The sequence below is a fragment of the Pseudomonas sp. Irchel 3F3 genome, assembly GCF_900187545.1.
In the GTDB taxonomy this organism is placed as follows: Bacteria; Pseudomonadota; Gammaproteobacteria; order Pseudomonadales; family Pseudomonadaceae; genus Aquipseudomonas; species Aquipseudomonas fortuita.
Window position 1 is genome coordinate 45,158 of record NZ_FYDS01000002.1, and the last position, 14,273, is coordinate 59,430.

Below are 14,273 nucleotides of genomic sequence, written 5' to 3' on the forward strand. Positions count from 1 at the left end.
TCGCTGAAACAGGACAAAAGTAGGCCCGGTGACTGGGCCGATGAACCGGTCGGTGAGTTGACCGTCAGCCAATGACCCTTTTTTTGTCAGCAGGTTCACTACCTGATGTCGGAAATATCTGCAGGATGTTGCAGAACTCGCCCTCCCAGCGCTTCGCCGCCGATGACGCAATTGTAATGCGCCGATCACCTTGCCGTTATCTGCCGGCCGTCAATCTCGGCCAGCCGACACCACTATAAAGACGACGTACAAGGAGCATCGGATGACCTGCAGATCACCCCTGAAACTGGCTGCGTGCATGGCGCTCTCCGGCGTCGGCAACCTGGCGATGGCGTCGGACGAACCCGCGCAGGGTTTTGCCGAGGGCAGCACGCTCAGCGTGCTCAACCGCAACTTCTACTTCAACCGCGACAACCGCGATGCCGCAGCCCCCACGCGCAACCCCGGCAAACAACCTGATAACGGCTATTCCGAAGCTTGGGCGCATGCTGTCATTGCCCGTTTCGAGTCAGGTTTCACCCAGGGCACCGTAGGCGTTGGCTTGGATGCGTTCGCCATGCTCGGCCTCAAACTGGACACCGGGGGCGGCCGCAATGGCGGGCGCAGTTCGTTCGATGTTTTGCCGGTAGACCACGACGGTCAGGCCCGTGACAAGTACACCAAATTCGGTGGTGCCGCCAAGGTGCGCCTGTACGACACGGTGCTGAAGGTAGGCGATGTGTTCCCTGCTAACCCGGTGGTGGCCGCTGGCGACTCACGGCTGCTGCCGGAAAGCTTCCGGGGCGTGACCCTGGAGAATACCAGCATCAAGGACCTTGTTCTGCAGGCCGGGCGCCTGCATGCCATGAGCCAGCCGGTGTCCAGTGACCTGCGGGAGAACTTCATGACCTTCTACGGCGGCCCGGTCGATTCGCCATGGATCGCCTACGGCGGCGGTGACTATACGCTGAACGATTATGTCAGTGTCAGCCTGTTCAGCAGCCGGCTCAAGGATGTGTGGAATCAGTATTACGCCGGCACCAGCCTGAGCTGGCCCCTGAGTGATGAGCTGGCGCTGATTGGCGGCTTCAACTATTACAAAGCCGTTGATGAAGGGCAGCAGCGCCTGGGCGCCTTCGACAACAACATCTGGAGCGCCAAACTGGGGGTGCGCTTCGGCGCCCACACCCTGGCGCTGACTCACCAGCGCAACAATGGCGACGATGATTTCGACTACCTGCGCCAATCCGACTCGATCTTCCTCGACAACTCCATCCAGTACAGCGATTTCAACTCGCCCAAGGAGCGTTCGTGGATGCTGCGCTATGACCTGAACATCGCCGCCTATGGTATTCCCGGGCTGTCGTTCATGACGCGTTATGGCAAAGGCACCGACGCCGACTATTCCAATGCCAACGCCTTCTACATGCGCCGCGATGCCGACGGCAACCCGCTGACCGACCAGAAGCGCTGGGAGCGTGACATCGAGGTCAAGTACGCGGTGCAGACCGGCGCAGCCAAGGACCTGTCGTTGCGCGTACGCCAGGCTACCACCCGGGCCACGGCGTTCGAGTCGGACCTGGACGAGGTGCGGCTGATCGTGGAGTACCCGTTGTCGGTCCTGTGAATTCACCTGGGTAGCCTTGCTGCTCCTTTGGTTTGGGTGGATGTTTTGGCGCTCCGTGCGGGGCGCTTTTTTTTGCGCTCAAGGGTGCGGCTAGACTCAAGGGTTCATACCCTTCATGGAGCAAGGCCATGACTGCCAAGAACACCCTCTGCCTCTGGTACGACAATGATGCCGAGCAGGCTGCCAACTTCTATGCCAGCATTTTCCCGGACAGCAAGTTGATCGCACTGCACAAGGCCCCGGCAGACTACCCCTCGGGCAAGGAGGGCGATGTCATTACCGTCGAATTCACCGTCATGGGCATACCCTGTGTGGGGCTTAATGGCGGCGCTACGTTCAAGCATTCTGAGGCGTTTTCATTCCAGGTCAGTACCGAAGACCAAGCCGAAACCGACCGTTTGTGGGAGGCGATTATCGCAAACGGTGGCGAGGCCAGCGTTTGTGGCTGGTGCAAGGACAAATGGGGGATTTCCTGGCAGATCACCCCCCGTATTCTGATAGAGGCCATCGGCCACCCTGACCGCGCTGCGGCAAAGCGGGCGTTCGAGGCCATGATGCAGATGGGCAAGATCGATGTGGCCAAGATTGCAGCAGCATTGAAGGGGTGATCCCTCATCTGTTTGCTGCCCTTTGGTTATCGGCTTGGTTGGGCGATCTATCGTTGATCGAGGGGGCCGTTTTTTCTGGATCCAAGTGGCGGCCCCCGAATCAAGCGGTGAAGCGCGAGGCTAGCGTGTCAGGTTTCGGACACCTCGCTCGCTGCTGCTGCCACTTTCACCGAAGCCTTCTTCTCCTGTACCACGATGTAGAACTCCTCACCATGTTTCACAGCCCCGTACAACACCGCCTTTTCGATCAGCTCGTTGCCGCGCAGGTGGCGCAGCATCATCGGGTCTTTGCGCAGGTCGCGGTACAACGCCAGGCACAGCAGCACCATCACCACGACAAAGGGCAAGGCCACGACGATGGTCAGGTTCTGCAGCCCGGTCAGCGCCTCGCCAGGGTCGCTCGGGTCGCCGATCGCCAGCATGATCGCTGCCACCGTTCCGGTGAGCGCGCCCCAGAAAATCACCGTGCGCCGCGAGGGTGCGGTGGTGCCGTGTTCCGACAGCGTGCCCATCACCAGTGACGCCGCATCGGCACCGGAGACAAAGAAGATGCCCACCAGGATCATCACCAGTACCGAGGAGGCCGATGCCAGCGGGTAGCTGTCGAGCAGCTGGTACAGCGCGTGGTTGCTGTTGACTGCACCGTTGGCCAGCTGGAAGGCGCCTTCGCGCAGGGCATCGATGGAAGCACCGCCAAAAATGGTGAACCACACCAGGCTGACCAGGCTGGGCACCAGCAGCACGCCGGTGACGAACTGGCGGATGGTACGACCACGGCTGATGCGGGCGATAAACATGCCTACGAACGGTGTCCAGGAAATCCACCAGGCCCAGTAGAACACGGTCCAGCCGGCCAGCCAGCTGTTCATCTGATCGCCGCCACTGGCGTTGGTGCGGGCCATCATTTCGGGCAGCATCTTGATGTAGATACCGATCGAGGTCGGCAGCAGGTTGAGCATGAGCAGGGTAGGGCCGACCATGAACACGAACGCTGCCAGCACCAGTGCCAGCACCATGTTGGTGTTGGACAGCCACTGGATGCCCTTGCCGACACCGGACACCGCCGAGGTGACGAAGGCAATGGTCAGCAGGGTGATGATGGCGATGTAGAACAGCTTGCCGGGGCTTTCGACCCAGCCGTTGTATTCCAGCCCGCCGGCAATCTGCAGCGCACCCAGGCCCAGCGAGGCCGCCGAGCCGAAAAGCGTGGCGAAGATCGCCATCATGTCGATCAGGCGGCCGAGGGGGCCGTTGGCGTGCTTGCCGATCAACGGCCGGAAGGCCGCAGAAATCAGCTGCGAGCGGCCGCGGCGGTAGGTACCGTAGGCAATCACCAGGCCCACGATGGCGTACATGGCCCAGGGGTGCAGCGTCCAGTGGAACAGGGTGGTGGCCATGGCCACCTGCATCGCCTCGCTGGTCTGCCCGGTGGCCGAGCCGGGGGGCGGCGTCACATAGTGCGACAGCGGCTCGGCAACGCCAAAGAACATCAGGCCGATGCCCATGCCGGCACTGAACATCATTGCCACCCAGGACACCGTGCGGAATTCTGGCTGTTCGCCATCACGACCCAGTGGCACCCGGCCATAACGGCTGGCAGCCAGCCACAGCACGAATACCACGAAAAGTGTGGAGGTGAGCACGAAGAACCAGCCGAAGTTGAGAATGACCCAGGACTGCGCGCTGGAGGCGCTGCTGGCGAGGCTGGCCTGGTTGAGGAAGCCCCAGAGGACGAACGCGACAGCCAGGAGGCTGGTAAAACCAAAGACGATCCAGTCGAGCTTGCCCTCGAAATGCCTGTCCTGGCGGGCTTCTGCGGTTTTCGAGGGGTCCGTCACGCCAAGGTCGAGTGTTTCGGTGATGTGTTCCTTTGCCATGAATGTTGAGGCCCTTTGAGGATTACCTGGACGCGCAGGCTTGTTGTTGTGTGGGCTACCGAGTTCGATGACGGCCTCGGCGGGGAGATTGCCGGCCGATTATCCAGTGCCCGAAACCGCTGTGCCTGTCCCGTAAACGTCCTGGGGCGTCCATTGCGCGACCTGCCAAATACTTTTAGTTCTGGGGGCGATGGCCCTTTCTGCCCCGCGTTCTGGTACCCTGTTGGCATTACCCTGGCCTGCACATCCGAGCACCGTAGAAGCGCTGCTGCCCGTGGGCCAGGCCGCACCAGGAAACGGAGATTCGTCAATGGCCACTGACCGTGTGAGCCTGATTCATTTCGATAAATTGAGCATGAGCCCTGCCGCCGCCGACCGGTTCCAGAAAGCCCTCGACGCGCTGGCAGCGCTCAAGCTGCAGGACCGTTACGTGTACCTCATCGCTCCTTATCTGGGTGATATCGCTGACGCCTCCGACGCCGAGCAACTGGACACCGCCAAGGGCCAGTGCATTCGGGTGATCGATGAACTGCTGGATGCCAGGTCGGTCAGCAAGGCCAAGGCTCAAGAGCTGCGCGAGGTGTTTGACAGTGCCGTCGAACGAGCACGGGCAGACATGGCCGGCTGAGTGGTGGCATGGCCAAAGACATCGATAACCCCTGCGTCTCGTTATGCCAGCTCAACAGCGAGCTGTGCGTGAGCTGTGGTCGCACCCGCGACGAAATTCGCAAATGGCGGGGCATGAAACGCCCGGAAAAGATGGCCACGGTGCAGCGCGCGGCGACGCGGATGAAAGCTATCGCCAAGAAGGCAGCCAAGCGGCAGAATGACTGAACCTGCGTGCCCTGCGCACGGCCTACCCTGATCTGCTTGAAGAGCCTGAAAATGGATGCTCACTCGCTGTTTGCGTTTACCCTGGTCGCCGCCATCGCGATTGCCAGCCCCGGTCCTGCCACCCTGATGGCCATCAACAACAGCCTTGCCCACGGCCAGCGCAGTGCGATCTGGTCGTCGCTGGGCAATGGCTCGGGCCTGTTCTGCCTGTCGGCTGCGGCCATGCTTGGGCTGGGCGCCTTGCTGGCCAGCTCCGAAGTACTGTTCAACGCTGTGAAGATCCTGGGGGCAGGTTACCTGTTCTACCTCGGTGCGCGGCAGTTGCTGAAAAAGAACCCGATGCTGGAGCAGGGCGCTGCTGAGGGGGCTGTCAAGGTGCGGCCCACACCGCTGAAGTTGTACAAATCGGCTTTCCTCACAGCAGTGACCAACCCCAAGGCGACCATGTTTTTCACCGCGCTGTTCCCGCAGTTCATCGACCAAGGGGCGGCGTTGTTGCCGCAGTTTCTGACCCTGACCGGGATTTTCGTGAGCTTGTCGCTTGCATCTCTGAGCTTGTATGCCGCACTGGCCGCTCGGGCCAAGGGCGTACTGACCCGGCCGTCGATGTCACGCTGGGTGAGCCGCGTGGTGGGTACCACCTTTATCGGCTTTGGCGCGGCGATTCTGGCAATGCGTCGGCAGGGCGCCTGAGGCGTTGCTCGGCCGGTTCGTTGCTGAGCGATAAAAGGCCGCGGCTCCAAGCGTTCCTGGTCCAGACTGTTTAAAGCACGCGCAGACCAATGCTGCGTTCGAGCACAGGGCGTGGCGGCCTTTGGCCGCTTCGCCGGGTCGCCAGAGGTTCCATGTGCCGAGGGTTGTAGATGATCGAGCGTTGCTTGCGTCAAGCCTTGCTGTTGTTGCCTTGCCTGTTGCTGGCTTTTCCGGGCGCAGCGCAAGAGCCCTGCCGACGGCTGACCGCTACCGGTAACCCTGAGTATCCACCTTACCTATGGCGCGATCCGCAGAACCCTCGGCAACTGATCGGTGCCAACGCCGACCTGCTCAAATACCTGGGCAAGCAGCTGGGGCTGGAAATCGAGGTGGTGTACGGTGGGCCTTGGTCGCGTGCCCAAGAAGAAGTCCGCACAGGCCGGATCGACCTGCTGGCCGGGTATTTCATCACCCACGCCCGGCAGCAACAGATGGACTTTGTCGCCCCGCCATTCCTGCACACCCCGAGCGTAGTCTGGGTACGCCAGGACAATGCCTTTGCCTACCATCAATGGGCAGACCTCAAGGGCCGCAAAGGCGGGACCCTGGTCAACAACAGCCATGGCCAGCAGTTCGATGAATATGCCCAGGCAAACCTCACCCTGGAAGCGGTGCCCGGTGCCCGGCAGGCGTTCGAGAAGCTGATGCACAAGCGCAGTGACTACGTGGTGTACGAGCAGTACCCCGGGATGGCGCTGGCCCGCACGTTGGGTATCACTGATACCGTGCAGGTGTTGCAGCCGCCTGTATCCAGTGAAGGGTTGTACCTGGCTATGTCACATGAATCGCCCTGCAACAAGCCACAGCTGCGTGAGGCGCTGGCGCGGGAGATGGCGAAGGTCGTTGGCGGGGCGCTGCCTGAGCAACTGCTGAAGCAGAACCTGGAGCGGTGGCAGTAACAGCCCTGGCACGTACCTGCAGGGACCGCGCTAGATTCTAGAAATTGAACAAGGCAGTTGCTCCCACAAAGTCACCGCTAAATCAGCAAATCAGTTAGGTTGCGCTGCCGCGTAGAGAACAAGTGCCATTGTGGGAGCGGGCTTGCCCCGCGAAGCAGGCGACGCGATGCATGGCCCCGGCTGCGCCGGGGTTCGCGGGACAAGCCCGCTCCCACAAAGTCATTGCTAAATCAGTAAATCAGTTGGGCTGCGCTGTCGCGTAGGGAACAAGTGCCGTTGTGGGAGCGGGCTTGCCCCGCGAAGCAGGCGACGCGATGGATGGCCCCGGCTGCGCCGGGGTTCGCGGGACAAGCCCGCTCCCACAAAGTCACTGCTAAATCAGTAAATCAGTTGGGCTGCGCTGTCGCGCAGGGACAAGTGCCATTGTGGGAGCGGGCTTGCCCCGGGAAGCAGGCGACACGATGCATGGCCCGGCTGCGCCGGGTTTCGCGAGGCAAGCCCACTCCCACAAAGTCACCGCTAAATCAGTAAATCAGTTGGGCTGCGCTGTCGCGCAGGGAGCAAGTGCCATTGTGGGAGCGGGCTTGCCCCGCGAAGCAGGCGACGCGATGGATGGCCCCGGCTGCGCCGGGGTTCGCGGGACAAGCCCGCTCCCACAAAGTCATTGCTAAATCAGTAAATCAGTTGGGCTGCGCTGTCGCGCAGGGGGCAAGTGCCATTGCGGGAGCGGGCTTGCCCCGCGAAGCAGGCGACACGATGCATGGCCCGCCTGCGCCGGGTTTCGCGGGGCAAGCCCACTCCCACAAAGTCACCGCTAAATCAAATCAGAGTTTGTCCGATGGGAGCGGGCGCGCCCGCGAAGAGGCCGGTGCAAGAACCACGTCAATTCAGCGCATATGCAAGATGATCGGGCTGCTGCTGGCTGGGTCGGTATGACCACGCAACTTGCCTACCGCCTGCGCATCCACCGCACCACCCTGGTTGCCCCAGGCCGTACGCACAAAACTCAGCACTTCGGCAATCTCCTGGTCACTCAACTGCTGGCGGAAAGCTGGCATGCGATAGGCATCCGGCACCCCGGCAGCCACCACCCGCTGCGAACCATTGAGGGTGATATTGATCGCTGAGGCGTTCTCCCTGGCCAGTGCCGAGGTGGCCCCTGCCAATGGCGGCATCCACTCGGCTTGGCCTTTGCCGTCCAGGCCGTGGCAAGACGCGCAGCGGGTCACATAGGTGTGCGCCCCCGGGCTGTCGAGCCGTGCCGCTGCCGATTCGACCCGGTACTGCCATGGCGCGCCGTCACGCTGTGGATCGCCGGGCAGTGATTTCAGGTAATGGGCAATGGCGGCCAGGTCATCGTCATGCATGAATTGCGTGGAGTTGTTGAACGCCTCAGTCATCGAGCCGAACACCACGGCATGCCGGTTGCGCCCGGTTTTCAGGAACTGCGCGATTTCTGCCTCGCTCCAGCGCCCCAGCCCGGTGTTAGGGTCGGCGCGCAGGCTCGGTGCGTACCAGCCGTCGAGCAGGGCGCCGGCCAGGAAGGGTTTGCCGCCTTCATCCAGGGCCTTTTCGTTGAACGCCAGGCCGCGTGGGGTGTGGCAGCTGCCGCAGTGACCTGGGCCCTGGACGATGTAGGCCCCCCGGTTCCACTGCGCATCCTGGCCGGGCTTGTCGGCGTATGGCGAGGTGGCGGCGAACAGGCCATTCCATAAGGCAATGGGCCAGCGCAGGTTCAGCGGCCAGGGAATGTCGCTGGGCAGATTGGCCTGCCGGGCGGGTTGCACGTTGTGCATGAAAAACGCATACAACGCCCTGACATCATCATCGCTAAGCTTGGCGTAGGACGGGTAGGGCATGGCCGGGTACAGCCGCCTGCCACCAGGGGCGACACCCTGGCGTACGGCACGGTCGAAATCGGCCAGGCTGTAGCTGCCGATACCGCTGTCGCGGTCGGGGGTGATGTTGGTGGCGTGGATGGCCCCCAGCGGGGTGGCCATTTCCAGTCCACCCGCGAACGGCTTGCCGTCCGGCAGGCTGTGGCAGGCCACGCAGTCGCTGAGGCGGGCGACGTACTCGCCGCGGCTGATCAGGGCCGGGTCAGCGGCAGTGGCCTGTGCGTCGGCAAACGGCGAGGCCGGCTCGCGGGTCACATACCAGGCCAGCAGGCCTGCCGCGACAAGGCACGGCAGCGCCAGCCAGCCAGCGGTTCTTGCGAAACGATGGGTCATCGGGCTTCCCTTGTGCAGTCAGCTGAAGGTATGGCGGCTCAGTGGCAGGCTACGCACGCGCTGGCCGGTAAGCTGCGCGACCGCGTTGGCCACAGCCGGGGCTACAGCGGGTAGCGGTGGCTCGCCGATACCGCCCATCTTCGCCCCGCTTTCGACAATGCGTACATGCACCCGTGCCATGCGTGAGGGCGGCAGGATCGGGTACAGGTCGTAGTTGCGTGCGCGCGGCTTGCCATCCACATAGACCGCTTCTTCCACCAGCGTCTGCGACAGGCCAAGGGCAACTGCGCCGTTGACCTGGTGTTCGATGATCGCCGGGTTGACGATGCTACCCGGGTCGATGGCCTGCCAGATGTCGTGCACCTTGACCTGGCCGTTCTCGATCGACACCTCGGCAATGACTGCCGCTTCCGAGCCAAAGGGTGAGGCCATTGCCACGCCGCGTGCCCGTTTGCTGCCATCCTCGGCAGTGAAGGGCCCACGTTTCCAGCCACCGGACAGCTCGGCGACCGCGTTCAGCAGGGTGGTCAGGCGCGGGTTGTCGCGCAGCAGGTGCAGGCGCAGTTCGAACGGGTCCTTGCCGCCTTTGTCTGCCAGTTCATCGAGGAAGGATTCATAGAAGAAGTCGTTCAACGAGTTACCCACCGAGCGCCAGTAGCCGAGCATGGCCGGGCCTTTGACGTAGATCTGGGCAATGCGCTTGTTGGCGATGGCGTACGACTTGCCTGATAGTCCCTCAACCGCGGTCGGGTCGATCTTTTCCCCTTGCTTGCCAGCAAGAGCCTCGGTTGGGCCTTCGGTGGCGCTGACCGCTTCGAGGGCCACTGGCATGCCATCGGCATCCAGCCCGGCGCGGAATTTCACCACTGCAACCGGGCGCAGCACATCACGCAGGAATTCCTCTTCGCGGCTCCAGATGAGTTTTACCGGCCGGCCAACCGCTTTGGCCAAGGCAATGGCCTGCGGGTAGGGGTTGGCCGAGTCGTACAGGAAGTGGCGGCCAAAGAAACCGCCCAGCAGCGGCGAGTGCAGGTTGATTTGCGCAGGTTCCAGGCCGGTACGCTTGGCAATGTCATCACGGAACATGTCCGGGGCCTGGTTGGGCAGCCAGACGTCCAGGCTGCCGTCCGGGTTGAAGCGGGCGAGGGCGGACGGTGGCTCGAGCTGGGCATGGTTCAGGTACTGGTTGTGGTAGCTGGCCTCGACCTTGGTCTTGGCATTGCTCAGGGCGCCAGCGATATCGCCTTCGTTTTCTTCGTCCCGCGCCGGGCCCTCGACGTTGGCGAGGTGTTCCCGCCATGCGTCGCTGGAGAAGTCGGCCGGCATCGGTCGCACGTTGCTGTCGGCGGCCGGCTCTTTCCAGTCCACCTGAATCGCCTCTACCGCACGCTTTGCGTGCCACCAACGCTCGGCAACCACGGCCACTGCGCCCGGCAGTTGGTGCACGGAGTGCACGCCTTTCATGGCCTTGACCTGATCTTCGTTGCGCACGCTGCCCACGGTCATGCCCAGACGTGGTGCGTGTTGCACGGCGGCGTGCAGCATGCCGTCGACCTTTATGTCGATGCAGTACTGTGCCTTGCCGGTGGACTTGTCGTAGGCATCCAGGCGGCGAACGGGCTTGCCGATCCAGCGGAACTGGCTGGGGTCACGCAGCTTGACGCTGGCCGGGTCAGGTACCGGCAGGTCCATGGCGCGCCCGGCGAGGTCACCGTAGGGTATCGAACGCCCCGTCGTGGTATGTACCACGTTTCCTGGCGTGGTCGAGAGTTCGTCGACCGACACGCCCAGTTGTTCGGCGCCGGCCTGCAGCAGCATGGCCCGGGCAAGGGCACCCAGGCGGCGCATGGTCGGGTAGCTCATGCGCACCGACATGCTGCCACCGGTGATGCGCATGCCGTTTTCCATCACCACGTAAGCTTCGCCCGGTGGTGCGCTATCGACCACGAAATTGACGGGGTCGACATCCAGCTCTTCACCCACAATTTGCGCCATGGCGGTGAAGGGGCCTTGCCCGCCTTCCATAAAGGGGCTGAGCAGGCGTACCGTGCCGTCTGGGCGAATCTCCAGAAAAGCGGGCACCTGGGTACCGCGTTCCGGGGTGGCTGCAACCGCTGCCTGCACACGGCCCGACCCCATTGGCAGGCCGAAACCCAGCACCAGGGCACCGACAGCCGTGCCGGCAAGAAAGCGCCGGCGCGACAAATTGACTGTCTCGCCCAGTTGCAGCCTGAGCAGTTCGGCAGGGGTCTCTACGGGCGTATTCATCAGGCCTGCTCCCCTTGCGCCAGGTCATGCACGGCAGCGTGAATGGCGTTGTAGGTGCCGCAGCGGCACAGGTTGACCATGGCCGCGTCGATTTGCGCGTCGCTTGGCTTGGGGGTGTGCTTTAACAACGCCGTGGCGGCCATTACCTGGCCGGACTGACAATAGCCGCACTGTGCCACCTGGTGCTCGACCCAGGCCGCAACCACCCGCTTGCCAACGGCATCGGCTTCGATGGCCTCTATGGTGGTGACCTCGCGCCCCACCACACCGGCCACCGGGGTGACGCAAGCGCGTACTACGTTGCCGTCCACCAGTACCGAACAGGCGCCGCACTGGGCCAGGCCGCAGCCATACTTGGTGCCGGTCAGCCCCAGATCATCGCGGATCACCCACAGCAAGGGCGTGTCGGCGTCCGCCTCGACCTGGTAGGTCTGCTGGTTAATGCGTAGTTCCATGGTTCACCTGCCAGTCATCGGTTGCTGTTGCCATGTTTTTCTATGCGGGGAATACGTTGTTCCCCAGTGCAGAAAAGCTAGCACAGCGGTGTGACCGCTGGTCTGGTGGTTGGGCCAGGTTCAGAGGATCAGGCAAGCAATCCGGCGGAATACGCAAGCCTGTACTGGCGCCATCGCCGGCAAGCCAGCGCCCACAGGTCGGCGTAAGAGTTGAAAGATATGCAGTCCCTGTGGGCGCTGGCTTGCCGGCGAGGGGCCAGGCAGGCAAACAGGACTTCTGGCGTAAAAACCCGGATAATGCCGGCCAATTTCGTTTTACACGCTTAAATCACGGTAATCCCGCATGGAAATCAAGGTCAATTTTCTCGACAATCTCCGTCTCGAAGCCAAGTTCGATGACTTCACGGTGATCGCCGACCAACCGATCCGCTACAAAGGCGATGGTTCGGCCCCAGGCCCGTTCGACTATTTCCTGGCGTCTTCGGCCTTGTGCGCGGCTTACTTCGTCAAGCTGTACTGCCAGGCCCGCGACATCCCAACCGAAAACATTCGCCTGTCGCAGAACAACATCGTCGATCCGGAAAACCGCTACAACCAGATCTTCAAGATTCAGGTCGAGCTGCCCGAGGACATTTCCGACAAGGACCGCCAAGGCATCCTGCGCTCCATCGACCGCTGCACGGTCAAGAAGGTTGTGCAGACTGGCCCTGAGTTCGTGATCGAAGTGGTCGACAACCTTGATGCCGATGCCCAGGGCCTGTTGATGCCGGTGGCAGACACCAGCACCTACATCCCCGGCAAGGACCTGCCGCTGGAGCAGACCATCGCCAACATGTCGGGCATCCTCGCGGGGCTGGGGATGAAGATCGAGATCGCTTCGTGGCGTAACATTGTGCCCAATGTGTGGTCGCTGCACGTGCGCGATGCGCAGTCGCCGATGTGCTTCACCAACGGCAAGGGCGCCACCAAGGAGGCGGCGCTGGCCTCGGCGCTGGGCGAATTCATCGAGCGCCTGAACTGCAACTTCTTCTACAACGACCAGTTCTGGGGCGAAGAGCTGGCCAACGCGCCGTTCGTGCATTACCCGAACGAGCAGTGGTTCAAGCCTGGCCCGCGCGACGCGCTGCCGGCCGAGATCCTCGACGAGCATTGCCTGGAAATCTACAACCCGGACGGTGAGCTGCGTGGTTCGCACCTGTATGACACCAACTCGGGTAACACCGCCCGGGGCATCTGCTCGCTGCCGTTCGTGCGCCAGTCCGACCAGCAGGTGGTGTACTTCCCGTCCAACCTGATCGAGAACCTGTTCCTCAGCAATGGCATGAGCGCCGGCAATACCCTGGCCGAGGCGCAGGTACAGTGCCTGTCGGAAATCTTCGAGCGTGCGGTGAAGCGCGAAATCCTCGAAGGTGAGCTGTGCCTGCCGGATGTGCCGCAGGACGTGCTGGCCAAGTACCCGGCGATCGTCGCCGGCATCCAGGGCCTTGAAGAGCAGGGCTTCCCGGTGCTGGTCAAGGATGCTTCGCTGGGGGGCGAGTTCCCGGTCATGTGCGTGACGCTGATGAACCCGCGCACCGGCGGCGTATTTGCCTCGTTCGGCGCTCACCCGAGCCTGGAGGTGGCGCTGGAGCGCAGCCTCACCGAATTGCTGCAGGGGCGCAGCTTCGAAGGCCTCAACGACCTGCCGCAGCCGACCTTCGAAAGCCATGCGCTGACCGAGCCGAACAACTTTGTCGAGCACTTCATCGACTCAAGCGGCGTGGTGTCGTGGCGCTTCTTCAGCGCCAAGGCCGACTTCGAATTTGTGGAGTGGGACTTCTCCGGCCACGGCGAGGATTCCAACCAGCAGGAAGCCGCTACCCTGTTCGGCATCCTCGAAGCGCTGGGCAAGGAGGTGTACATGGCGGTGTACGACAACCTCGGTGCCACGGCTTGCCGCATCATCGTGCCGGGCTACTCGGAAATCTACCCGGTCGAGGACCTTATCTGGGACAACACCAACCGCGCCTTGTCGTTCCGTGCCGACATCCTCAACCTGCACAGCCTCGACAGTCGCTCCCTGAAGTTGTTGCTCAAGCGCCTGGACAACTGCGATGTGGATGACTACACCACCATCACCACGCTGATTGGTGTGGAGTTCGACGAGAACACCGTGTGGGGTCAGTTGACCATTCTCGAGCTGAAACTGCTGATTTGCCTGGCGGTGCAGCGTTTCGAGGATGCCAAGGAGCTGGTCGAGGCGTTCCTGCAGTTCAACGACAACACCGTCGAACGCGGCCTGTTCTACCAGGCGCTGAACGTGGTGCTGGAAGTGCAGCTGGATGACGAACTGCAGCTGGATGACTATGAAGCCAACTTCCGCCGCATGTTCGGGAATGCACGCATGGACGCGGTGCTGGGTTCGGTGAACGGCAGCGTGCGTTTCCATGGCCTGACTCCGACCAGCATGAAGCTCGAAGGCCTCGACCGCCACCTGCGCCTGATCGACAGCTACAAGAAGCTCCATGCGGCCCGGGCCAAATTCGCCTGAGAGCTGCGGTCCCACTCGTTATTTTGTGCTGGCTGTACCGCCCTCATCGCCGGCAAGCCAGCTCCCACAGGTACTGCACCGTTCTTGAGCGTTGTGCTGAACTTGATGGGGCTGGCTAGCCGGCGATTGGGTCAGCAGCTCTCATATAGCACTTTGAACCTGGCGCTATCCCCAAAGCGTCTTTCCGCTTCGCTTGAAAGGCGCGTAATTTT

11 protein-coding genes are annotated in these 14,273 nt (G+C 62.3%); 7 read left to right on the forward strand and 4 right to left on the reverse strand.

Going from position 1 to position 14,273, the window contains the following annotated elements:
- Nucleotides 1–262 precede the first annotated feature (262 nt).
- Both CKW35_RS03705 and CKW35_RS03710 read left to right on the forward strand, forming a co-directional pair.
- Nucleotides 263–1,606, forward strand: coding sequence for an OprD family porin (locus tag CKW35_RS03705; RefSeq protein WP_095115127.1), 1,344 nt, complete (start codon nt 263–265; stop codon nt 1,604–1,606).
- Between the two features lie 128 nt (nt 1,607–1,734).
- Nucleotides 1,735–2,214: a VOC family protein gene (locus tag CKW35_RS03710; RefSeq protein ID WP_016487496.1), complete on the forward strand. Its 480-nt coding sequence runs from the start codon at nt 1,735–1,737 to the stop codon at nt 2,212–2,214.
- A gap of 128 nt (nt 2,215–2,342) precedes the next feature.
- On the opposite strand, the gene CKW35_RS03715 is transcribed toward CKW35_RS03710, so the two are convergent.
- Nucleotides 2,343–4,091, reverse strand: coding sequence for a BCCT family transporter (locus CKW35_RS03715; RefSeq protein WP_060518305.1), 1,749 nt, complete (start codon nt 4,089–4,091; stop codon nt 2,343–2,345).
- 310 nt (nt 4,092–4,401) lie between these two features.
- On the opposite strand from CKW35_RS03715, the gene CKW35_RS03720 reads away from it, so the two are divergent.
- The 4 genes from CKW35_RS03720 to CKW35_RS03735 all read left to right on the forward strand — a co-directional run bounded on the left by CKW35_RS03720 (nt 4,402) and on the right by CKW35_RS03735 (nt 6,577).
- Nucleotides 4,402–4,719, forward strand: a complete 318-nt coding sequence (locus CKW35_RS03720) for a hypothetical protein (RefSeq protein WP_016487494.1) — start codon at nt 4,402–4,404, stop codon at nt 4,717–4,719.
- Between the two features lie 8 nt (nt 4,720–4,727).
- Entirely contained in the window at nt 4,728–4,925 is a 198-nt protein-coding gene (locus CKW35_RS03725) for a DUF1289 domain-containing protein (protein WP_016487493.1), read from the forward strand.
- A gap of 51 nt (nt 4,926–4,976) precedes the next feature.
- Nucleotides 4,977–5,618 carry a LysE family translocator gene (locus tag CKW35_RS03730; RefSeq protein ID WP_016487492.1) on the forward strand — a complete coding sequence of 214 codons (642 nt, stop codon included), beginning with the start codon at nt 4,977–4,979 and terminating at the stop codon, nt 5,616–5,618.
- 170 nt (nt 5,619–5,788) lie between these two features.
- Nucleotides 5,789–6,577 (forward strand): ABC transporter substrate-binding protein, encoded by a 789-nt coding sequence (locus tag CKW35_RS03735; protein ID WP_023048921.1) that lies wholly within the window; start codon nt 5,789–5,791, stop codon nt 6,575–6,577.
- A gap of 887 nt (nt 6,578–7,464) precedes the next feature.
- Here the strand turns inward: CKW35_RS03735 and CKW35_RS03745 are convergent.
- From CKW35_RS03745 to CKW35_RS03755, 3 genes are read right to left on the reverse strand one after another with little or no spacing between them, the layout of a single operon-like run.
- Entirely contained in the window at nt 7,465–8,808 is a 1,344-nt protein-coding gene (locus tag CKW35_RS03745) for a cytochrome c (RefSeq protein WP_095115131.1), read from the reverse strand.
- Between the two features lie 18 nt (nt 8,809–8,826).
- Nucleotides 8,827–11,076 (reverse strand): molybdopterin cofactor-binding domain-containing protein, encoded by a 2,250-nt coding sequence (locus CKW35_RS03750; RefSeq protein ID WP_095115133.1) that lies wholly within the window; start codon nt 11,074–11,076, stop codon nt 8,827–8,829.
- Nucleotides 11,076–11,531, reverse strand: coding sequence for a (2Fe-2S)-binding protein (locus CKW35_RS03755; protein WP_016487486.1), 456 nt, complete (start codon nt 11,529–11,531; stop codon nt 11,076–11,078). Before CKW35_RS03755 ends, CKW35_RS03750 begins: the two co-directional genes overlap by 1 nt.
- Nucleotides 11,532–11,874: 343 nt before the next feature.
- Here CKW35_RS03755 and CKW35_RS03760 point away from each other — a divergent pair, with 343 nt between their 5' ends.
- A complete protein-coding gene (locus CKW35_RS03760) occupies nt 11,875–14,061 on the forward strand; it encodes an OsmC domain/YcaO domain-containing protein (protein ID WP_095115135.1) in 2,187 nt (728 codons plus the stop codon).
- The last annotated feature ends 212 nt before the right edge of the window (nt 14,062–14,273 follow it).

Bases quoted from the DNA above. Each gene is read 5' to 3' on its own strand.
- CKW35_RS03705 (WP_095115127.1), top strand. From the start codon at position 263: ATGACCTGCAGATCACCCCTGAAACTGGCTGCGTGCATGGCGCTCTCC.
- CKW35_RS03710 (WP_016487496.1), top strand. From the start codon at position 1,735: ATGACTGCCAAGAACACCCTCTGCCTCTGGTACGACAATGATGCCGAG.
- CKW35_RS03715 (WP_060518305.1), bottom strand. From the start codon at position 4,091: ATGGCAAAGGAACACATCACCGAAACACTCGACCTTGGCGTGACGGAC.
- CKW35_RS03720 (WP_016487494.1), top strand. From the start codon at position 4,402: ATGGCCACTGACCGTGTGAGCCTGATTCATTTCGATAAATTGAGCATG.
- CKW35_RS03725 (WP_016487493.1), top strand. From the start codon at position 4,728: ATGGCCAAAGACATCGATAACCCCTGCGTCTCGTTATGCCAGCTCAAC.
- CKW35_RS03730 (WP_016487492.1), top strand. From the start codon at position 4,977: ATGGATGCTCACTCGCTGTTTGCGTTTACCCTGGTCGCCGCCATCGCG.
- CKW35_RS03735 (WP_023048921.1), top strand. From the start codon at position 5,789: ATGATCGAGCGTTGCTTGCGTCAAGCCTTGCTGTTGTTGCCTTGCCTG.
- CKW35_RS03745 (WP_095115131.1), bottom strand. From the start codon at position 8,808: ATGACCCATCGTTTCGCAAGAACCGCTGGCTGGCTGGCGCTGCCGTGC.
- CKW35_RS03750 (WP_095115133.1), bottom strand. From the start codon at position 11,076: ATGAATACGCCCGTAGAGACCCCTGCCGAACTGCTCAGGCTGCAACTG.
- CKW35_RS03755 (WP_016487486.1), bottom strand. From the start codon at position 11,531: ATGGAACTACGCATTAACCAGCAGACCTACCAGGTCGAGGCGGACGCC.
- CKW35_RS03760 (WP_095115135.1), top strand. From the start codon at position 11,875: ATGGAAATCAAGGTCAATTTTCTCGACAATCTCCGTCTCGAAGCCAAG.